The following is a 23,364-nucleotide window of genomic DNA, read 5'->3' on the forward strand; positions in this document are numbered from 1 at the left end:
AGCCTATGACAACACCTGATTTTTTTAAACAAGATACAATCGTTGAGGGCCTTACCAAAAATAGTAAAAAAGAGGAGTCCTCTTCATCCTCTATACCTGAAAAAATTGGCCCCTACCAGGTAGAAAGTTTATTAAATAAAGGTGGTATGAGCGTCTTATACCTTGGCATCAATCCTGACACCCATGAACCACTCACCATCAAGGTACTACCCTCTCAATACCTCTCACATCCAGAACTTGTCAGCAGGTTTTTGCAAGAATCTGAAATTATCGAAATGACCAACCATCCAAATATTGTAAAACTCTATGGTCAAGGTAAGTGGGAAGGTGGTCTGTACATCGCCATGGAATTTATCCAAGGCATATCTCTTAGGCAAATGATCCTACAAAATTCTCTTACTCTAAAACGCTCTCTTGAAATCGTCTTGCAAATCGGCTATGCCCTTTTCCATCTTCATGCTCATGGTGTCATCCACAGAGACTTAAAGCCAGAAAATATACTTCTTACAGAATCTGGAGGAGTAAAAGTCATTGATTTTGGCATTGCACAACTCCATGAAGATGTCAACCATCAAGAACATTCTGAAAAAAAACGCATGATGGGCACACCTATTTATATGAGTCCAGAGCAAAAACTAGACCCCTCAAAAGTGTCTTATTCCTCCGATATTTATTCTCTTGGAATTATTACTTATGAACTTGTTCTTGGCAAATTAAGCCACGGCGTCATTCACCTCTCTCTATTACCCATTAACATCCAAAAAATATTAAGCAAAGCTCTACAACCAAATCCGGAGGCTCGCTATCAAGATATTGTCGACTTCATCACAGACCTTTCTAACTATATGGAGTCTGAATCTTTTGAAAAAGATGTTGGAAAAAGTGATTACACAAGTGAGCTTTTTGAAGAGTTAAAAGCGGCGCAATCCCTCTTTCTTCCTCCAGCTCCTCCCAGCTGGTCAAAAGTCGATATTGGCCTTGTAAATAGTAATACACTCTCTCTTCTTCCGGTGTACTACGATTTTATAGAACTTGAAGAGGGTAATTTAGCTGTTTTACTTGCAGAGCCCTCCTCAAAGGGTGCATCTGCCCTCTTATATACAGCTCTTCTAAAAGGAATGGTCTTGTCATTAAAACATCTACTCTCTGAACCTGCAAAACTTATTGAGCGTCTAAACAGCATGCTGGTACAACAATTTACAGATCATCTCTTTGTAATGAGCATTCTCATTCTTAAACCAGCCAAGCATCAACTGCGCTTTATTTCATGCGGGTTTGGTGCTCTTTGGCACTTACCATCTGGTCTAAACAAAGCAAGGCGTCTTGGCACAGACAATATTGCTCTTGGAATCACACAAGATGCTACATTTGTGGAAGTAAACAGTAATTGGAATGTGGGTGATCGCTTGCTTCTTCACACCTTCAAAGCTCTTTCTAATAAAAGCGCACAAGCAGGTCTCAACGAAGAAGACTTTCAACAAGCCCTCATGGATACTCTTTATCTATCTCCTCAAAAACAAGTAGAAGCAATTCTTCGCAAAATGACCCCCGCCTCTAAAAAATCCATTGATGAGGTTCCCCTTACCCTTATCAGCCTATCTCGTAAACTATAAAAAGGAATATATCATGAGTTTTGGAGAAATCTTTAGACAAGAACAAACTCAAGATTATTGGAACCGCCACTTAATAGACTTGGAGGCAGGACTTGTTTATGAAAAACGCTGGTCTTCTGAAGCTTTACATAAATTCATTTCTACTATCAATGAAACCATCCAAACAATTTCCCTAGAAGGACAAGGAGCTAGTTATTCTTACACCTCTCCAGAAAGCTCTTCTCTAACTATTCGTAATCTAGAAATGATCAATGCAATTGCAGCGCAGCGTTTGGAAACTGACGAACATATTAACACCGACGCTTTACAAGACCCACAAGTTTTACAGGCATTAGAAAAGGCTTTAATGCCTAAACAAGTAAAAGTTACTTTTAATAAACTAAATACCGAAACAGGAAAAAAAGAAATTGTTGAGTGCGAATTTAACGAAATCGTAGTGGAAGAATACTTTCCTGAGTTTTTAGAACTTAGTACAAAAAATACATCGCAAACACTCCACCTAGATTCTACAAGGGGCCCAGAAGAGCAAGAAGAATTTTATTCAGAAGAAGATTTTAGACAATTCTTTAAAGCCTTAGAAACAGAACGCTTTCCTGTTTGTTCAAACATAACAACAGCTATGCATGTAGCCGAACTTCTCAACCGTTACAATATTAAAGGAAAACACATAGAACCAATTCTCAAGGTATTTAGAGCCTTTTTTATTTTCCATCCAGAGCTAACAGAAGAAGAACTTGCTCTTTCACCAGAAGAACAAGTTAAGTGCATCCAAGCAAAACATGGGAAATTTCTTGCTGACCAAGAAGAGATAACACAACATCTCTTTAATACAGATACAGCAAACTTGGATAAATGGCTAAATAGACAACCACTTTCCGTTAAGATAATTTTCTTTGAATTTATTGATGAAAAGAACATGCACGACACTACATGGGATATTAAAAGAGCAGTCCATAGTTTTTCAAATAATTCACAATCAATTAAAGATTTTGTTGACCATATCTTAACAGACAGTCTTACAAAAGAAGATGAGATTCTCTTAAACTTTGCTTACTGCGTGTCAAACAATAAGGACATAATGGAAACGTCCCAAGTGTATTTGCGTCAAAAAATTCATGAAGAAATGCAAAATAGACAAGTTGAATTAACAGCTTTTTTAAATACAATCCCAACAGGTGCCACCTCTATTTCACTTATAGGCTATTTACAACTTGATAAAGAATCCATCGATCTAATTAACACACGCTTTCCTCATTTAAAAGATCTTTTATTAATTGGATGTTCAACAAAGCCTCAGGAAGACAAACTAGAGCTTCAACATGTAGAAAACCTCTCTATTAAAGAATGTAATCAATGGGTAGCATTTCCTTTTATTGGTAAGCATTTAAAATCGATTTATATCGAGCGCTGCCAACTACTTACTAGCGTATTACTTCCTGATAACCCCTATATAAAAGACTTATTCATCCATGAGTGCCCAGTTATTACAGAGCTATCCAAGCTTACCATTTCAGGACACCTAGATATACGAAACTGCTTTAAACTTACTGATTTATCGATCATAAACCCCAGTGATATATCAATGGTACACATTATTAATTGTCCACTCCTTACAGCATTACCACCACTTACTGTTACTCATGACTGCGACATGTATGGCTGTCCAATGGTTCAAGACTGGTCTGTTATAAAATTTAAACAGGGGTGTCATTATCACATTGGCTACTGAGGGAATTGCTCTGTTAAAAAAAGCCTGGACTTTTAATAGAATACTTGCCAAAAAGGAAGTTTCACAAATTTTGATTTGCTGGTAACAAACTTCATGCGCCTAAACAAGACTTTCGTATCTACTTATTTTGGCATTACAATGCTAACTCTCACCAGCCTTTTTGGACAAGCAGCCCAAAATCCTGCAGCTAAGACCTTTACGCCATACGATAGCTCGACAGATGTGAATGCAAAACCTGTTGAAGTCACTCAAGCTTCCGTTACCAGCACAAGTAATGGCCCAAATGCTAATGGCCCAAATGCTAATGGCCCAAATGCTAAAGGTTACGTTATTAATTTTACTAACGTCGGCATTATCGAATACATTCGCTTTATCAGCAGGATTTCTAACACAAATTTTTTATTTCAAGATAGTGACCTACAGTTTACTGTAACCATTGTTTCAGAAGAGCCTACAAGTGTTGATGACATCATGGCAGCCCTCATACAAATTTTGCGCATCCATGGCTTATCCCTTCTTGAGCAGGGTAACAACCTATTAATTTACAAAAATGCCGATGTTGCAAAACTTGCAACTGTCGTCTCTGACCAGGGAGAAACATCCTCTTCTCCCATGATCACAAGGGTGATTCGAACAACTTATGTATCTCCAGAAAAAATCAAAGCGATTATTCTTCCCATGCTCTCTTCTCAGGCAGTTGTAGAAGTGTCTCCTGAAACAAGACACCTAATCATCACAGATCTTTCAGCTAATGTGGAAAAAGTGCTACAGCTTTTAAAAAGCCTAGACACTCCCAACACATCTATGGATGTTGTTACCTACTTTCCTCAAAGCGGCTCTTCTGCAGGGCTTTTAAGTATTGCTGAGAAAATTTTAACACCCATAGCGCTCTCTGAAAATACCACTATCACACTCGTACAGCAGCCCTCTACAAATACAATCTTTGTTGTGGGCAGCAATGACATGACGCACAGAGCTCTTAGCATATTACAATCTCTTGATCAACCAGGCACGGGTCTAGACATGCCCAATACTTCTGTGTCTGTTGCTACATATAACGCTATAAATATGCCAGCATCCTCCCTTGTCTCTCTTGCAGAAAGAATCTTATCTCCTATAGCATCTGCAGAGGGCATACCTTTTCATTTAGTTCTACAGCCCTCTACAAATGCTATTTTCGTCACATCTACCCCGGGCTTTAACAAGAGGACCATAGAGGTACTTACCATACTAGACCAGCCAGGAGCCTCCCCTGAAAGTATTGTATCAGATCTACCCCCAGACGATATTCAAAGGAAAAATTTCTTTCTCTACAAGTTACAATATCAAAATGGAGAAAAGATTCAAGATGCCCTGAATACAATTGGCCAATCTATGCGAGAAGATGACCAAACCAATTCAGATCTTGCAAATACAATCAACGATGTCACTTGGCTCTCAGAGACTAACTCATTAATTTTTGTAGGTACTGAACTCTCTTTACAAAAAATTAGAGATGTCATTCGTGAAATCGATGTACCCTCTCGGCAAGTTTATGTCGAAGTCCTTGTGATCCGTACAAGTTTACAAAATTCTTTAAACTTTGGCGTACAACTAGGCGCTATTGTGCAAACTAAGAAAGGCTTTTCTATTGGAATAGGTGATTTTAATCCAGCAACAACTCCGAGCGGCTTTTCCAATGCCTTCCAAGTACCTCCAACGATAGGAACAGCTGCAGTTCCTACTATCCCTATGATAGGCGGATTTAATTTAGGCTCTATCGGTAACTTCATTACGCATAATGGTAACGTTTTTGGCACTCTTGGTGCACTTGTCACCGCATTACAGCTTGAAAGTGACACTAAAATTATCTTGAATCCAAAAATCATTGTAGAAGATAACAGAAAAGCACAAGTGTTTGTTGGAACAAACTCTCCATTCACAACAACCAACGTACAAATTCAAGCAGCTAATAACAGCACAGGTTTTACCGTAGACTACCGAGATACAGGCGTTCTTTTGCAAGTAACCCCGCTTTTAGGTCTTAGCAACATGGTAACACTTGAAATCCACCAAGAGATCAACGAGATTGACCCAACTAGCAATTTATTCATTTCAGGATTCCCTGTACCTACAACTAACAAAATCCTTACAACAACACGTGTTCATGTCCCAAGTGGCTACTTCATCGTTCTTAGTGGTATGATTCAAAATACTAAGACCTATGTCCGCTCAGGTATTCCTTGTCTTGGCTGTTTGCCTGTTATTGGATCTGCCTTCAGCCAGCAAGCTCAATCCTGTGTCAAAGACAACATCATCATCTTCTTGAATCCTCGCATCATTGACACCCCTTGCCAAATTGCTCGCTTGACAGATGCAGAAGGTGTAGATTTCTATGAAAACTCAATGCCAGATAGCTGCTTCCCTGAAGGACAGTGCTGTCGTTACTATAATGAAGCATTTGGCAACAGCTCTTTCTTGCCATGCCCTCCAGAGGGACCCATGATGTACTGCCCACCCATGCAACAAAGATAATCTTGAAGTGCGCAAAAGTATTTTAATCGTTCTTGCAATTGCCTTTATATCCTCTTGTACAATTCCAAAGGTGCCCTTCTACCCACACGTTTCTTATACGCCACCTGCAAGCTGTTTAAAGCATACCCCCGCTCCTTTCTGCCCCCTCTCTGCACAAGAACAGAGCACAGACTTTGCAAAAGAAATGAAGATCGCCTTGGTCTTTGCAGAAGAGCGTGATTTCTACCGAGCAATTACAGGCTTTAAAAGAGCTCTCATCTTGCTACCACAAGATAATCTGTATAGAAAATTGGAACTTGAATATGATATCGTACTCTCCTACTACCTTGCAGAGAAATATGATGATGCACTCACAGCTTTTGAAAATAGCTGTCTAAAGTCTCATATTTCAGCAACATTTCCAGCCCTACATGACCTTCTTGTAATACTCTATGACAGCTGCAAAAAAAGCTGTGATTCAGAAAAATCTGCTTCCATTCTGTGTTGGATAGAAAAAATCTATCCTCAAACTGCATGTAGACTAAAAATTGCTGAAGCCGTTGAAACAGGCCATCTCAAAGAAGCAGGATCTCTTCCTGGAGCACCCCCATATTTTTGCAATCTCTATAACTGCTACACAAAAGACCTCAAATCTAAAAGGGCTGCAGAGACCCTCAACGCTATTCTTCCAGGAGCAGGCTACTGGTATGTTGGACAAAAAAATACAGCCATTACAGCCATTATTGTCAATGCTCTCTTCATTGCAGCCGCCTATCAATTTTTTCATCGAGGCTATAATGCAGCTGGCATCATTACAGCCAGCTTAGAAGGTGGATGGTATATGGGCGGTATCTATGGTGGTGGAAGAGCTGCTGCAGAGTATAATGAACATAAATATGAAGAATATGGAAAAAAAGCACTTGATGAATCAGGCCTATATCCTGTCCTCATGCTCAACTACATCTTTTAAAAAATGAAAACACATCTCCTAATAATATTACTGCTACAAACATCTATTTTTGCAAATCCTTGCTTTATAGAGCCTTGGGGAAAGGATGCCTCTCTTGTACATCCCGCAAAAAAGCCATGCTGTAAACCCAACTTCCCACTTACATCCCTTGGAGAAGCCCTCATTCGCTTTCATCAAAACGTCATCTCTCCAATAGATGGCCCAAGAAGCCACTATAGACCAAGCAGCTCTCAATATGCCATGGACGCAATCAGAACATATGGATTTTTTCCTGGAATTGCTCTTGGATGCGATAGGCTCCTAAGAGAAAATAGTGATCCTTGGATCTACGACAAAGTCCCCTTTGATGGAACGACTTTAAAATGGGATCCAGTTGAGGGGACAAGATCTTGGTTCAAAGACTCATCTTCTCCGTGAAGACGAGACAAAGCCTCTGCCCATAACATCGCTTTTTGCGTTGCATGCGCAGGATGCTTTTCCTCATAAAAAAATAGATTTTCAGAACCAAGTTTGCTTGCAAGACCAGAATCACAAAATACTTGCCACACTTGCCTAGATATTCCACTTGCCACAAGATGCCTTCCTGTACGGTGCAAGTAATCATATAAATGCTGCAACACAACACAAGCTGTTGCATCCACATGGTATGCATTCGTCATATGCAAAACAACTACTTTAACATGCGCATCTTCTGCAATCGATTTAACAGTTGTTTGCAAAAGGTCTGCTGCTGCAAAAAAGAGTTCTCCTTCCACTTGTAAAACACGAATTTCTTTATTTACAGAAGGCTCGCTTGCAATCAGGACAGAAAGCTCTCCAGATTTATCTACAGCGCATTCCACAAAGCGCGGTGTCGATGCTTTTTTAAGATATAGGACTATCGATAAGATCACGCCCATATAAAATGCAATTTCCAGGTTAAAAAGTACGCATGCAAGCACAGTTACCACTAAGACAACACAATCAGAAGCTGTTGCTTTAATACACAATTTAAGTTCAGACACATTAATCATGCGCACTGCAGAAACAAGTAAGATCGCAGCTAGTGCAGAAAGAGGAATATTTGCAACAATGGGCTGAAAAACATAGAAAATTGCTCCAACAAATACACCACTAAGAACTGCAGCAATGCGTGTTTTTGCACCAAAACTATAATTTAAAGAGCTTCTAGCAAAGCTTCCAGAACAAGGCATCGAACCCAAACAAGAAACTAAGATATTACTTACGCCCATAGCCAGTATTTCTTGGTTCATAGAAAGTACTTGACCCGTATGTGCTGCAATAGTTTTGGCAATAGTTGTAGCTTCTAATATTCCAAGTAAAGCAATCGCAAAAGCTATTGGCAAAAGAGTATTCATGATGCGTGCATCAAAAAAAGGCATAGAAATCGTTGGAAATATTGAGTCGATCTCGCCAAAGTCTTTTACAAGAACTACATGGGCAAATGAATTAGTGCTATCGATACTGTTGACAAGTAAGACTGCAGAACTTGCAATGGCTAGCATAATGACAGCAACAGGTATACGTTTACTTAGGCGAGAGCCTAATAAAAGAAAGATGATACTACCAAGGCCAAGAAGCACCGTTGGCAAATGCGCTTGTTGAATATGCAAAACAAGGTATTCTAATTTTTCATAGATACCAGATGGATGCTCTTGGGTTGACATGCCAACAAAGTAATAAAACTGGCTTACAACGATGGCAAGAGCTGCTCCTACAACATAGCCAATAACAACAGAGCGGCTGACAAATTGCGTCAACCTACCCAATTTGAAAACACCAGCAAGAAGTTGTAAAATCCCAACAACAAGAGTTAATTGTATCATGATGTTTAGAGCTAAATTACTTCGCTCAACAGGACCTACATCTCGATAATAGGTATAAAGAATTTCTGCAATACCTGCTTGAATTAGAATAGCTATTGTATTTGTAGGACCCACAACCAAGTGCCGAGAGGATCCAAAAGCTGCAGCAAAAATGGCACCAAAAATTGTAGCAAAAACACCTACTATAGGGGGCAAGCCAGCTGCAAGCGCATAGGCCATAGAAAGTGGAACAGATAGGAGCGCAACACCAAGAGCTGCAAATACATCTGCTCGAAGCATATCGAGCCTATAATTTCCAAACCCTCTCCATAAAACTGATAGAGATATCTCATCATGACTATGTTTCATTATTATGCATCCATTTCGCACTATGATAATATCTTTCTATTCTTTCAAACAAGATAATTTTAAAAAATAATCATTCATTTTTATCTTATATTGAAGTAAACTCATACCTTCTATTTGGAGAAGTTTATGACTAGGTTACTAAAAGTGGCGCTTGTTGGCAGACCTAATGTGGGAAAATCCGCACTGTTTAACCGCATATGTAAAAAAAAGATTGCTATTGTTGACGAAGCAGAGGGAATTACAAGAGATCGACTCTACACATCAGCGGATTTTTTTGGCATGCCCTTTACCCTCATTGACACAGGTGGAATCGATGCAAAGAGCAAGGCGGAATTTAACGAGGAAGTAAAGCAACAAGCTGAAATTGCCATTGAAGAAGCTGATGTTTTAATCATGATTGTAGATGCACAAATAGGAAACACAGCACTCGATAAAGAAGTTGCCGAAATTCTTTTACGCACACAGAAACCTCTCTATCTTGCGATTAATAAAGTGGATGATGCATGCCATGAATCCTCTATGCATGAATTTTATTCCCTAGGCATTAAAAAAATGATTGGCGTTTCTGCAACACAAGGCCGAAACATTGCTGAACTGTTAGAAGCAGCTTTTTCCACGTTTCCAAAAGATTCTTTTGAGGAAATACAAGATAGTTCCATAAAAATTGCTATTATTGGACGCCCAAACGTGGGTAAATCCACCCTTGTTAATTTTCTCTTAGGAGATAATCATCGCTGCATCGTAAGTCCTATTGCAGGAACTACAAGAGATAGCATCGATGTAAAACTTATTCATGACGACACAGAATATACCCTTATTGATACTGCAGGCATTCGAAGAAAGCAAAAAGAACATGAAGTTGTCGACAAATTTGCCTTCATTCGAACAGAAAGAGCTATCGAAAGGGCAGATGTATGCCTGTTTCTACTCGATGCAACGCAAGGCATGACAGCACAAGAAAAGCACATAGCCAAAATGGTAGAAGAGAAGGGTAAAGGATGCGTTCTTTTCTTTAACAAGTGGGACCTTGTCAAAGGCTTTCGCATGGAACACTGTTTACAAGGTATTCAGCAAGAGGCTGCATTTTTAAGCCATTGTCCAACTGTTTTTGGCTCTGCAAATACAGGCAGGAATGTCTTCAAGCTACTCTCTTTAGCAAAAGAGGTCTATGAAGCGGGTAAAGAACGCATTAATACTCCCAAGCTTAATAAGTTTATCGAACTTACTCTACAAAAAAACCATCCACCTATGCTGCAAGGAAAGCGCCTTCGTATCTATTACATGGTGCAAGTTGACACACAGCCCCCCACCTTTGTGCTCTTTCTTAACTATGCAAACTTGATGCTAGACTCTTACAAAAAGTTTCTTCTCAACCAATTTAGGCTCTCCTTTAACTTCAAAGGGAATCCTATTGTTTTTCACCTAAAAAATAAAGTAAGAAAAGAGACAAGAGAGCCTCTCAACGAACATCCTCGAAGAGAAACCACGTTTGAATACACCTCCGAAGACCTTGGAGATGAATTTGAATATGATGAAGAACCCATTCATGATCTTGAATACGAGTCTTAAGGCTTGGGTTCCCACAAAGTTCCACTCCATTGATGCTTTGAATCCCCTTCATAGATTGTCCTATCTTCTCTGTTTACAAAACTAGAAGATACTGCATTTGTAAGGTTGTATTTAAGAAAGGATCGCATCCTATCCTCATCATCAGGACGAAACCTTCTTACCATAACATTAATATTTGAATCAGCCATTATAAATAAAAACGGAACTCCTTGAAAATCTCTTTCTACATCTCTTGCTATCGCCATTTCATTAGAAACAGCAATAGGAGAGCGTATAAAGATAAGCATATCGGCCTTTTTGCCTTCTAACACTTTCTTTATCTTAACCTTCATCACATCAGTCTCTACACGAAAGTCTATATAAAACATCAAAACTCTCTTTTCCAAAGCATCTGTTTTGCCATTTAACTCTTCAATAGCACCTACAGGCAACAACGTATCCAAACTTAGTCGATACCGACCTTTTTCGGTTGAAGTAGAGAATGCTTGCAACATGTCTACAGCTGCTGGATATTCGCTAACTTCAGGGAAAAATAATGTACACTTGTTTTTTTCAGGATTTACCATAACAGCAGGAGCAATCGGTATAGATGGCGCACTTGAAGTTGTTGCTATGCCTGCAGCACTCTTGTTTTTCACAGACTCCTGTATCATAAATCTATCAAAAGCTTGTTTCTGATCTAATACTTCACCATACTTTTCTTGTACTATCCCTATATGAGTTGTAGATTCCATTTTCTGCAATGCTTCTACTGCATTTATTAACCCAGTAATTACTGTTCTTACTGTTTTTTCAAACTCTTCATTTTGAAGTTTTCTCTTTAAGTTACATGTTTGCATATCATTAATGCACTTAATAGCAGTACTCAATGCATCTGTTCTTGAATTTTGACCTCTATTAAGTGTGTTGTCTATTTTTTGATTAGCTTTCTCTAGTGCAGCTTCTAACTCTCTATTAAGTAATACCCTACTCTCTTCAAACCGCGTATCAACCACATTAACTGGCGGTTCAGGTAGCAGCAAAGGCTTAGGAAAAATAAAAGGCTGAACTGACAGCACTGGAGGTACTGGAGGTTTAGAAGTAACAAAAGGCAAAGGAAATGGTTGAGTCGATACTGGAAGTACCGGAGGCTTAGATATAGGTACTAGAAGTTTGGGAGGAGACACTGAAGGCCTGGAATGGGGCAGGATTACTTGAGAAACATGAGATACACTAGAGGTAGTCGGCCGTGCAACTGGTGACAATGCCGTGGGCTCTGTAACAACTACCGATGCGCTAACCAAACGTACAAGTGGTTTTGCAGGTGCAGCAGCACTAGTAGTAAGCTTTATAGGCGGAAGCGGTGCAGATACCACAGGCCCTGAGCTCTTAAAAATATAAGCAACTATTCGCATGATAGCGGCCCAAAGTTCCTTTAAAAAAGATACGAAACGTGTACAGCTCTTCTCATTTGAAGAGTCTTGTACCGTTGATTCTGGCAATGAAGATTTTAAAGGTACAATAGTACTATTTCTAACCGAAGTTACCATAAGTAACCATCTTTTTTTAAATTAATAATTACAAGAAAGCGTAAACTACTAGTATTAAGAATACATAAACCTTCCCCCTGATTTTTTCGACACATTCCTATTTTGTGGACAAGGTCACTTTATACACACAAACAAATTCAAAATAAGGCTACTCTTATTAACTCACGTTGCGTTTAAATTGCTCAATTTTAAGAATTCTTCTTCCAAATGAAAATCATTAGGATACCATAAAGGCAATTGCCCAACACTTGGTGCATTAGCAATCTTCCAAGCCTCCCTTCTCATTTTCCCTAGGGCTTCAGAAGCTCTTTTTTTCTCCAGTTCTTTAACTCTAAAAGCTTCTTCTTCCCTTAACCTTGCAACAATCTCTTCGTCAGACACTAATTTATTCATCTGCTCCGAATAAGGATCCCATACAGCACGTATTTCCCTAATTTTCTCTTCTAATTGTTGTTTAGAAATTTCAGGCCCCTTTTGTAAAACATGTGTTACAAATTCTAAAAGTTGACGAGTCACTACTATTGATTGTTGTTGTTCCAGCTTTCTTTCAGATTTAATCAGGTTGGGTAAATAATCCCTATGAACTGTATTTACATATCCTCTAATTTGCTTTTCTATCCATATTCTGAACATCATGCCATCAGGTTTTTGTTCTAACAATCCTTCATTTATAAGCATTAATTTATTTAGTTCTTCATCTAACTCCCTGCGTAATTGAAAAAAGTCTACAAATGCTGGGGCCATTTCCATTGACTCTGTCAATGAAGGAGGATCCTGGGGGAAAGAAACTTCTAAAATGCTACTCAATGACAACAAGTTTGAATCCGTCATAGAGGTATTTAAAGAATCTGTCATTACCCCATCTTGTAGTTGTTCAGAAGATGAAACTAGAGAAGGTCTACCTACAAAAAACTCTTGTAAAATGCCTTCTATTAATGAACTTACAACTTGTTTATTTTCTTCATGAATTGTATCTGGTTGAGTTCCTGGACTAGATAGTATTGAAGGATCAATATGCTTAATTGGTGTTACACTCTGTTCGATCTTCTTCTTTGAAAACAAACTAAAAATCTTTAAAAACCCACTTAAGATGCGATCTACGATTTGTGTAATAATGGATCTAAGACCCTCTACAATAGAATAAACAAATGCAGTAAAAGGGCTTCTATTCACAATCTTCTCTACAGGTCCTATGATTACTAAAGATGTTTGTGTACTATTTTGAGTGGATAAATTATCGATGCTTTTCATGAACATCCTTAAAATTTAAATATTGTTATAACCCATAGAGCGTAACACAATTTAATATTTAAGAATGCGTAAATTTTAAAAAATATGTAAAGATCTAAGACTGAGTAATTGAAAACAAAGAGAGCCACTCTTCTCTTGTAAGTTGTTTTAAAAGAGCCTCATCATCCGTACCAATTACATCTTCCATAAGGCCTGCCTTCTTTTGAATAAGCATTGCAATATGCTCTTCAATTGTGCCTTTTGTTATAAGTTTAAAAACTTGAACACCTCGTTTTTGACCCATGCGATAGACCCGGTCCGTTGCTTGGTTTTCTCTTGCGGCATTCCACCAGCGATCATAGTGAATTACAACACTTGCAGCAGTAAGCTCTACTCCAAGACCTACTGCTTGAAGGGATCCCAAAAATACCATACACTTTGGATCCTCATGAAAACGCCTAAGTTCCTCCTCCCTATTTCTAGTGCTCCCTCGAATCGATGCAAAACTAATCCCTACCTCATTAAAATAGGTCTGCATAATATCTAACATGCCAAGATAATGCGAAAATACAACAACTTTCTGTTCACTATCCAAAGCTTCTTGTAATAGCTCTACAAATAAATTCCATTTACCCGACTCAAACTCTTTATAGCGAGATGGATCCTTAAGAAACACTGCTGGATGATCGCAAATTTGTTTAAGCTTTCCAAGGAGTGCAAAAAGAGAAAGATAAGGTATTGGTTTTGCATCATTTTCCAATTCAGAAGAGAGTGTCTGTTTTGCTTGAATGAGCATCTGCTCATAAAGCCTTTCTTGATCCTCCAAAAGCTCTGCAAAGGCCTCTTCTTCTGTTTTTTCTGGAAGCTCAAGAAGCACATCAGTCTTTTTTCTTCTAAGCACAAAGGGCTTAACAAAGCGATTCAATTGTTCTCTTGGCTTTGTTTCATGCAATTTTTCAATAGGAATAACAAAGAGTTCTCGGAAAAGATCTTCACTTGGCATGTAAGAGGGCATGACTAAATCAAACAAAGACTTTAGCTCCCTCAAGCGATTTTCAATAGGTGTTCCAGTAAGCCCTAGCTTCATCTTGGCCTTTAGCGCAAGAAGAGCTTTGTGAGTTAAGCTTTGATGGTTTTTTGCAATTTGCACCTCATCAAATACAGTTAACTCAAAAGATATTTTTACAAGCTGTTTAAGCTCAACCCTCAAGATGCCATAAGAAGTAAGTAGTAAATCATAATCCTTTTCAAATAGGCTTATATCCCTATTTTGCCCATACAACGTAAAAATACGCAAATGCGGCAAGAACATCTTTAACTTCTCTTGCCAGTGAAAAATTACGGATGTTGGACATGCAACCAAAAATTTTGCTCTATTACCTGTATGTGAGCTAATAGCAGCGATTAAGGCCATAGCCTGATGCGTCTTTCCAAGACCCATATCATCGCATAAAAGACCTGACAACTTTTGCGTATACAAAAACCAAAGCCACTTAACACCCATCTCTTGATAAGCTCTCAACGTGCTTTTAAGCGAAGAAATATCGAGTGGCACACTACTTTGAAAATGCAAAATCTCTTGCCATAATATATGCTGACTTTTCTCTTCAAAAAGCTCTCTAACTTCTTCAAAAAGTTGCAATTTGAGCACATGGAAAGCACTTAAACATAGCAGATCACAAGCCTCTTGAATTTGATACTTCTCAAATTGTAAAAGCCACTCAAAGCGCATATCTTGCAGGTCAATAAGCCCAACATCTGTAAAAAGAAAACGCTCATTTCTTTTTAAAGCCTTCCAAATGTCATTACAGTGTACAGCACCACGCTCTGTCTTATATACAAAATGAATAAGGAATTCCCCTTCATCTTGCTTTCTAAATTCATGTAATTCTAACTTAAGCTCTTTTGGTTTTTGTAATCTCGGATCCAAAAACGCTATATAAGGCATAAGCCCCTCTAGCTCGGTAGACAGAAAAAAATCCCTTTCATTTTTAGGGATGATCTTTTCTTGCTGATAAGCAAAGGGCAGTCGAATAGAAAGAGAAGTCCTTGAAAATCCCTCACCTCTTACAAAAACAAAATCCTCAAAAAATTTTAAATCAGACAGCTTATAACCTGTTGCAAACAGATAAGAAGGGGTTATTTTTATAGATAAATTCTTCTCAAGTGTAATTTTTAATTGAACTGTTTGAATAGGACTTGACGAGCTAAAAAAACCAGGAACCATTTCTAATTCATCTTCATGCACATGAATAAAAAATGAAATATCTTTTGAAGCAATGCTCATACCATTTTGGATAAAAAAACAGAGCCCTTCTTGATGCTTCGCATAAAAACCTTTATTCTCTATATAAATCCATTTATCAAAATCTTTTATCTCTTCTTTTTCATTTTCCAAATCATGCTCAGAAAAAAAGCGAAGTACATCTGACTCATCTAAGATATAATTTAAGTTAGCCCTAACACTTGTTAAATGTGTCTGGAAACCTTCCTTTGAATCTAACCAGACTTTATTTTCGCTAACAAAGTCACCCACATATTTCTTAGGAATAATTAGACTCAAATATTTCCTGTCTTGAACTTTATAAAATCCATCATCTTCTAAATAGATCCAAGAGCCAAACAACTGACTATTTACACGTTGTAAATCTCCTGTCTCTTTTAAATAAGCCTGAATATGCAGTGCATCAAGACCATCAAAAAAAATATAATAAGAAGGCCTTATCTCATCCTTGTATAGATTAAAGCCTTGTAAATGCTTTTCAATCAAAATTATATGCTTGTTAAGTACATCTTCAATATCATCTCTTTCAACATAATTTTTACTAAAAACAGGATCCTTTTCATCCATAAAAAAGCCCTGTCTTGGAATGTATTGCCACTCTCCTATGGGTATGCTTTTAACCACGTCTTTTTTATCAAATTCCACGCTATACGTGTCTGTTAAATCTCTTTCAATAACTAAACGAACATTTTCTTGATCATATAAAATTTTATCGATTTTCTCATAAGAGCTTGCGCATACCTTTAGAGGAGACGAAACTGTTAAAAGCGCAGGTATACATGTTTCTAAATCTGTAAATGCAACATAAAAAAAAAGCAAGAACGCATCAAATGCAGCTTCTATGCCCTTTGGAACTTCGTGCTTAGAATAGACAAACTGAATAGCATAATTTGCATGTCCCTCTTGAAGCAAAAACAAATGCTTTGCAAGATCACACCAAAAAGAAAGCTCATAAGCAAGTTTAAAGGCAGGTCTTCCCTCCTTCCATAGCAACAACTCTTCATCAGAAATCCTCGAAAACTTCAAGGAAGACTTCTCCGTCTCTTTGACACGCTCATGTATATTCTTTTCTAGCCAATCTTTAGATTCTGGCAATAATGCACTTATAGAAAAGAGCGGTTTACCTGTAAGCGATAAGCATTCATAAGCTGAGGGCTTCACTCGTATTATATTGTCAGAAGAAGTGCCAATGCGAAGAGCCACATTTTTACAAAGAATATTCCATAGTGAATTTCTAAAGCGTACATGAAGAGGATGAAACGATCGATTATAAACATGCTTTTTTGCAGCTAATATATGTACACAAGCATCTTCTTGATCGCTGCATTCACAAATTGCATCTACAAGCATATCTTCATCATTAAATTGCAATACTATCCAGTATTCCTTCTGGAGAGATGTGTCCGATACCAGCAGCTGATAGGCGCCCTGGCTTGAAAATTCCATCTCTTTTACGACTAATGTCATCTAATTTCCATTTAAAACAAGTGTTAAACCAGGGGGCAATTGATCACCAAAAAGTTCTTCTTGCTCTACAAGCTCTAAACTTTGCACTTCTTTTAAAAGATGGTACAACCTCTCATAGCAAGGATGATGGGCTATTTGCACAAGAATGGAGGAGATAAGCTCTTCTGGCATATTCAACTCTTTTCTCTCTACCTTTCTTGCCAGTTTTTCAATGAGATCTACTTTAGCTGAAAAATCCATTGTCTTTACGTCCAAAATAGTTTCCAACCAACTAGCAACAATTTTGCTTGGTATTGCATGAATAAAAGATGAGGTAAGATGCGCTCTTGTGCCAAGCCTTCCAATAGCCCATAAATCTACATCTAAAGCTTTACCCTCTACAACACGTTTGACTAGCAAATTACCAAGTCGTACTTTTTGATCCAAGTTAATGCATTCCAAGGAAGCTATTAAACGAAGACTCTCTGCATATTCGTAAGGGTTCATTTTATTTTTAGAAGCACTTTTTTGTTCAAGCTGTAAAAATAAGGCAGGCAAAACTTCACTTGCAAGCTGCAACTGCTGCCCTTTGTTAAGGCCTCCTGCAATTCTTCTATAACAAATCCATCTTTGTATAACAACATCAACAGGCTTTTGCTTTTTATATTCTGCTAAAATAAGCTTCCAAAGCTCTTTTATACGAAAATCATCTAAAGGATATCCAAGACCTGGACGCAAAAAAAACCCAAGCAGATTCCATGCACGAACTTCTCTATGTATGGAAGCAAAAAAATCTGTTTTTAGCTCCAAAAGAGCATCAAATAAACCTCTTAAAACACTTGGAGGCCAAAGTTGCTTAGGGGTTCCAAGAACACTTTCTAATTCAACTACAATATTTTTAGGATCTCTACAAAATTGCTCTTTAAGAAGCCAAGCAGCCTTTTGTAAATGTTCTACTTCATGCGTTTCGTCCATTCTTTTTTTCTCAAGAGAATCTATTGCATTCTCTTTTCCCTCATGACTTTTTATCTGAAATTCTAAAAGCCATTTATGCTCAGATTGCACTGATTGTAACCAAAGCTGTACGATACCAATTGGAGTAAGCTCTGCACACAAATGCACTTGAATGGGCCCAACACTTTTTCCATAGCGAAGTACTGTTTGGATAGGTGGCAAAAAAAGCATATCTCCAGGAACAATTGTTAAAACATCTCCCGACACATCTTGCAGTCGCACATTAGAACTCATCAGCTGAAAACTAATAGGAGAGCCTGCTTTTGCAATAAACTCATGCTTTGATTCATAAATAAAACCATCTTCTTCTCCTTTTACAAGCAATGCTAAAGCCTTTTTTTCTTTATTTTCATATGTATCTTTGCACTCAATTTCTAAATAATAAGACCTTGCAAGACCTGCCTTAATTTTTATACCAAGACCTCTTTGTACCCGACCAAAATAGGCAGATCCCCTTGCAACAGCAAGATCCAAGCTTGTACTTACAAGCTCTTCTGGAACCGCTACATTGAACCATTGAGAAATAGATCTTAAAACAGCATTCCTAAAAAGCTCTGGCTTTGTGCTTCCTCCATTGAAAAGCACATGCGTTGGAACTTTTTTATTTATATGAAGAAATTCTGCTAAATGCTTTAGAATGGAGGGTTCTGCTTCAAAATCAAGGCTCAAAGGACGAATACCCGATTTTTTCTTTAACTTCAAAGCCTCTTCAAAAGGTTCTTCCTTAAAAAAACCCTCTTTTAGAAAGTCTATGACCTCTTCTTTTTTTACATCCAAGCCTACACTGCCAGAAATTACTTTAGAGCCTTTTCCTTGAAAAAACAGAGAGATTTTTTCCCTTGCTTGCAAAGAGAAAAATTCCTCTTTTGCATTTCTTGCAAGCAATGTAAGCTGAAGCTGTTGCTCTATATCCAATTTTCCATTAATTTTTCCTTCAAGATAATGAGCAAGAGCAAAATCCATATTATCACCTCCAAGTAAGAGATGATTACCAACAGCCATACGTTGAAAGCCCAAGTTACCAGAAGATACACTCACTTCAATCAAGCTAAAATCTGTAGTTCCACCGCCAATATCGACAACAAGTACAACGTCATTTTCTTGAAATTTGGTGATTGCACTTTTTTCATTAGCGCAAATCCAGCTATAAAATGCAGCTTGTGGCTCCTCTAAAAGTGTAACCTTAGAGAGCCCTGCCATTTTTGCAGCTTCTATTGTAAGTACCCTTGCAACTTCATCAAAAGAGGCAGGCACTGTCAATATAATATCTTGCTCTTCAAACTCAGCTGCCAGATCTCCTTTTGCAATTGATGCATTCCAACTCTCAATAATATGACGCAGATACAAAGCACTTGCTTCTACTGGGCTCAAGCGTCTAGTTACATCAAAACACTCGGGAGGAAGAATTTTTTCTCTTCGGTAAGCCGATGCATTACAAAGCCAGCTTTTTGCCGACTGCACGAGCTTAGTAGGGGTTTTCACCCCTTCATCCTTGGCAAAATATCCAACAACATTTCTTTTTTCAACTCCCCAAGGAAGCTCTAAAGAGCCTTTTGGAAATTCTTGATCTCCTGCAAGGTAACAAAATGAAGGCAGGAGCTCTTTTGACTCAATGAGCCCTGGCATTGTTAATTGCGGTATTAAAAAAGTGCGTATATGTTTTCCGGAAAAATGCTCATTTTTCGTATCCACATAGGCAACAGAACAGTTTGTTGTTCCAAGATCAATACCTATGATATAGCGAGAATGTATACGCATAATTAATTACAACTGCTGACGGCGGCTTCGAATTCTAGTGATAATAATTTTGAAACCCCTTTTTCCTCCATGGAAATACCCAAAAGCAAATCTGCAATGGACATGGTTCTCTTATTGTGGGTAATCACGATAAACTGAGTCTTGGAAGAAAACAGCCTTAACATACGTGTAAATCGATCCACATTCATTTCATCGAGCGGTGCATCCACTTCATCAAGCAAACAAAATGCGGAAGGTTTTACTTCAAAAATTGCAAAAAGTAGTGCAAGAGCCGTTAAACACTTTTCTCCACCAGATAAAAGCAAAATAGAGCGCATCTCTTTTCCAGGGGGTTTTGCTATAATATCCACACCCGATTCTAAAGGGTCTTGATGGTTGGTAAGACGCAAATCTGCATCTCCCCCCTCAAACAATAGCTGAAAATTCTTTTTAAAATTATCACGTATCAAATTAAAGGTATTTGTAAATAGTTTTAAACTCTCATCATCCAGTTTTGCAATAATCTTCATAAGCTCATCTTTAGATGCTTTTAAATCCAATAGCTGTCCATTTAAAAACTGCTCTTGCTCTTTTTGCTTTTCATACTCATCAATTGCTGCAAGGTTTACATCTTTTTCTTTTGCAAGCATTTCTTTAAGGCTACCACTCTCTTTTTGCAGCTCTTGAATGTTCTTCTCATCCAAAATACTTTCTTGATCTAAACTCTCTAACTCCATACCCATCCCTTGCATCTGTTCTTCAATGGATGTACGCGTTGCTTGCTCTTGAACAAGATGCAATTGAAGTTGGTGAATTTGTTCTTCCTCTTTCTTTTGTCTTTCATTAAAAAGCTTAAGTTCTTTTTCTACCTCTTTACAAAGGATATTTTGTGCATCCAACTCTTGTTTTAAAAGTTGAAAAACACCCTCTTGCTCTACGAGCGATACTTTTAATAAGGTAATCTCTTCTTCCAACCCCTTAATTGTCTCTTTAAATGCATCTTTTCTGCTACATATAGCTTGAAGATCATTTACCAGACGCTCTTCTTGTTCCACATGCTCTTTTTGGGTTACAGAAAAGATATCGATAGAACGCTTATAATTTTGCCTCTCTTCTTCACTTTTCTTAAAAAGGTTTTCTTTAGATTTTAGATCAACTTCTTTAGACTTTAGATCCTCTTGAAGTGCGTTAAGAGCGTCTTCTAAAGCTTGGAACTGTTTTGACTTATCATCAAACACATGTTTAACATCTGCTTCTTGGTCGATCCATTTGAGCAGTAATCTAGAAACTTCTTCCAAACTATCTTCTAGCTTTTTCTTTTCTTGTATGTTGTTTTGCAAATCCCTATTAAAACGCTCCTTATCAGAGAGCACTCTTTGCAAACCAAAATTTGCCTCTACAAGCTTCATTTCCAGCTGACGAAGCTCTTTTTCAAATAAACCCTTTTTTTGAATTACATCTTCTTTTTTAGTATTATGCTCTCTTATTTCTACTGCTATAGAAGACAGCTTTTCTTGTAATAGCTGAATCTCCTTTTCAAATTCCTTTACTCTAGCCTCTCTTAAAAAAGTATTTTTCTCTCCAGAGACTGGAAAAAAGAGCACTTTTTTATGGTCTAGGAAATACCCTTCTTTAGAAGTAAGCTCAAAGCCTTCTCTTGCAAACAAAGAAGACTCTTCTGCAAGCTGTGTAGATGCAAAAAAGTGCTTTGCAATCGGCTCTTTTGTAATATGCTCTAAAAGGGTATGAGCTTGCTTTACATCCCTCGTATCTATATCTTCCAAACAAAAGATGGAAAATTCTTTAATTCCCTGCTCTTTTGCAAAATGAAGGACCCTATTCAAATGCTCTTTACTTTCTACAACAAGCGTCTCTGTATAAACCCGAAGTAGTGGCCCCAAAGCCTTTTCAAAAGTGCTATCAGCATGAATCATTTCATAAAGAGGCCTAATAAGCCCAAATAAAGAAGAAGACTTCTGTTTTGATTCCTGTAAAAGCCTTTTAGAACCCTTAGAAATCCCTTCAAAATCATCTTTTAATGCCAAAAGAGCCTTTCTCTTGGCAGAAAATTCGTGATGAGCTTTTTGCAACTCATTTTCTTGCAGATTAAGCTCTTTTATCCTCTTTTCACTCGCAGCAACTTCTGCAATACATGTTATAAGATCTTTCTTTCTAACATCAATTTCTTTAGAAAGGGCTTCAAAAGTATCTCTTTTCTCTTTTTCATTATTTAAACACTCTTTAAGTTGTGTTTGAATTCGCTCTTCATCATAGCGCAAATAAGAACACCTCTCTTGTCCTGTTTCCAAGCGAAGACGCTTTTCTTGTAACTCTCTTTGAAACTTACTCTCACTCTGAGCAAGCTTTAAAAGCTCTTGCTGCAGCTCTTTTTGACGCATTCTAAGAGGATTTTCTTCTGTTTTCAATGTAATAAACTGAGTTTCTGCAGCTTTAAAACAACACGCAATCTCTTCAAGTTCTTTTTCTCGAGAAAAAAAGTGCTCCTTAATCTGCAAGTGTTCTACAAGCTTACTTTCTTGTTTCTTTTTCAAGGCAAGTTGATCTTCTAAAAGCCTTTTTTCTCTCTCAAAAAGCTCCTCTCTTTGCTTTTTTTCACTTCCAAGCAAGGATCGCTTTAACTCTTCATTTGCTTTGATACGATTTTTTTTATCTTTGGAATCAACTAAAGCACTCTCTTTTTCTTTTAAAGAAGACTTTAACGATTTCTCTTTCTCAGAAATAGAAGCAAGAGATTCTTTAACAATTTGCAGACGATCCGTTATCTCTCTACTTTCTCTTAAATAACTAGCCTCTTCTCTTTTACAAGAGTACCATTTAATCATTAAAATTTGCTTTTCAACAAATTCAAGACGCGTCTTACTCTCTTTGTAAATACGAGCAACTTTTGCCTGACTTTCAAGCAATTCTTTTTGCTCAAATACCATATGGTGAATATCTTCTGCACGAGCTAAATTCTCTGCTACTTGCTCTAACTTCTTCAGCGTTTCTCGTTTTCTTTGCTTAAAGCGCAAAATACCAGAAGCTTCTTCAAAAATAAGCCTTCGCTCTTGTGGACCATCATGAATCACATGATCGATTTTTCCCTGCTCAAAAATACAATAAGCATCCTTTCCAAGCCCTGTATCCCAAAATAAGCTCTCAATGTCTCGAAGGCGCACAGGTTTCCTATTAATCAAATATTCAGATTCGCCCGATCGGTAAATGCGTCTTGTCACAGAAACTTCTGAATAATCTATGGGTAAAACTTTTGCTTCATTATCAAAAGTAAGCGTGACTTCTGCAACATTGAGCGCTTTTCTCTTTCCTGCCCCCGAGAAAATAAGATCGTACATCTTATCACCACGAATCGACTTTGCAGACTGCTCACCCAAAACCCATCTGAATGCGTCCACTATGTTGGATTTTCCACACCCGTTGGGACCTACGATTGCAGCTATTCCAGAGCCAAAATCCAACACCGTCTTATCGGCAAAAGATTTAAATCCTAATATCGTAACATTTTTTAGCTTCACAAGCTTATTTCCTGAATTGTATGAACAAGGAGAAAATAACATG

Annotated in this window: 12 protein-coding genes; 6 read left to right on the forward strand and 6 right to left on the reverse strand. The window is 37.8% G+C overall.

Annotation, left to right across the window (positions count from 1 at the left end; translation table 11 throughout):
* The first annotated feature begins 5 nt into the window (after window positions 1-5).
* From P4L16_06545 to yidD, 5 genes are all read left to right on the forward strand, one after another.
* A complete protein-coding gene (locus P4L16_06545; protein MDR3624779.1) occupies window positions 6-1,613 on the forward strand; it encodes a protein kinase in 1,608 nt (535 codons plus the stop codon).
* A gap of 13 nt (window positions 1,614-1,626) precedes the next feature.
* Window positions 1,627-3,342: a hypothetical protein gene (locus P4L16_06550; protein MDR3624780.1), complete on the forward strand. Its 1,716-nt coding sequence runs from the start codon at window positions 1,627-1,629 to the stop codon at window positions 3,340-3,342.
* A 93-nt stretch (window positions 3,343-3,435) separates the two neighbouring features.
* Window positions 3,436-5,856, forward strand: a complete 2,421-nt coding sequence (locus P4L16_06555) for a secretin N-terminal domain-containing protein (protein ID MDR3624781.1) — start codon at window positions 3,436-3,438, stop codon at window positions 5,854-5,856.
* 7 nt (window positions 5,857-5,863) lie between these two features.
* Window positions 5,864-6,805: a hypothetical protein gene (locus P4L16_06560; protein ID MDR3624782.1), complete on the forward strand. Its 942-nt coding sequence runs from the start codon at window positions 5,864-5,866 to the stop codon at window positions 6,803-6,805.
* A 3-nt stretch (window positions 6,806-6,808) separates the two neighbouring features.
* Entirely contained in the window at window positions 6,809-7,222 is a 414-nt protein-coding gene (yidD, locus tag P4L16_06565; protein ID MDR3624783.1) for a membrane protein insertion efficiency factor YidD, read from the forward strand.
* Here yidD and P4L16_06570 read toward each other — a convergent pair.
* A complete protein-coding gene (locus P4L16_06570; GenBank protein MDR3624784.1) occupies window positions 7,132-8,979 on the reverse strand; it encodes a SulP family inorganic anion transporter in 1,848 nt (615 codons plus the stop codon). The two genes, yidD and P4L16_06570, sit on opposite strands and share 91 nt — an antisense overlap.
* 126 nt (window positions 8,980-9,105) lie before the next feature.
* On the opposite strand from P4L16_06570, the gene der reads away from it, so the two are divergent.
* Complete coding sequence (gene der / locus P4L16_06575) at window positions 9,106-10,548, forward strand: ribosome biogenesis GTPase Der (protein MDR3624785.1); 1,443 nt, start codon at window positions 9,106-9,108, stop codon at window positions 10,546-10,548.
* Here der and P4L16_06580 read toward each other — a convergent pair.
* From P4L16_06580 to smc, 5 genes are all read right to left on the reverse strand, one after another.
* The gene (locus P4L16_06580; protein MDR3624786.1) at window positions 10,545-12,077 is read right to left on the reverse strand and encodes a hypothetical protein; all 1,533 of its coding nucleotides are present in this window, start codon (window positions 12,075-12,077) and stop codon (window positions 10,545-10,547) included. The two genes, der and P4L16_06580, sit on opposite strands and share 4 nt — an antisense overlap.
* A 162-nt stretch (window positions 12,078-12,239) precedes the next feature.
* The gene (locus tag P4L16_06585; GenBank protein ID MDR3624787.1) at window positions 12,240-13,328 is read right to left on the reverse strand and encodes a hypothetical protein; all 1,089 of its coding nucleotides are present in this window, start codon (window positions 13,326-13,328) and stop codon (window positions 12,240-12,242) included.
* Window positions 13,329-13,422: 94 nt separating this feature from the next.
* Window positions 13,423-17,058 (reverse strand): DEAD/DEAH box helicase, encoded by a 3,636-nt coding sequence (locus P4L16_06590; protein ID MDR3624788.1) that lies wholly within the window; start codon window positions 17,056-17,058, stop codon window positions 13,423-13,425.
* Window positions 17,059-19,809, reverse strand: coding sequence for an Hsp70 family protein (locus P4L16_06595; GenBank protein ID MDR3624789.1), 2,751 nt, complete (start codon window positions 19,807-19,809; stop codon window positions 17,059-17,061).
* 2 nt (window positions 19,810-19,811) lie between these two features.
* On the reverse strand, window positions 19,812-23,321 hold the full coding sequence (gene smc / locus P4L16_06600; protein MDR3624790.1) for a chromosome segregation protein SMC: 3,510 nt from the start codon (window positions 23,319-23,321) through the stop codon (window positions 19,812-19,814).
* Window positions 23,322-23,364: the final 43 nt, after the last annotated feature.

The organism is Chlamydiales bacterium, from assembly GCA_031292375.1.
GTDB lineage: Bacteria > Chlamydiota > Chlamydiia > Chlamydiales > VFKH01 > JARLHF01.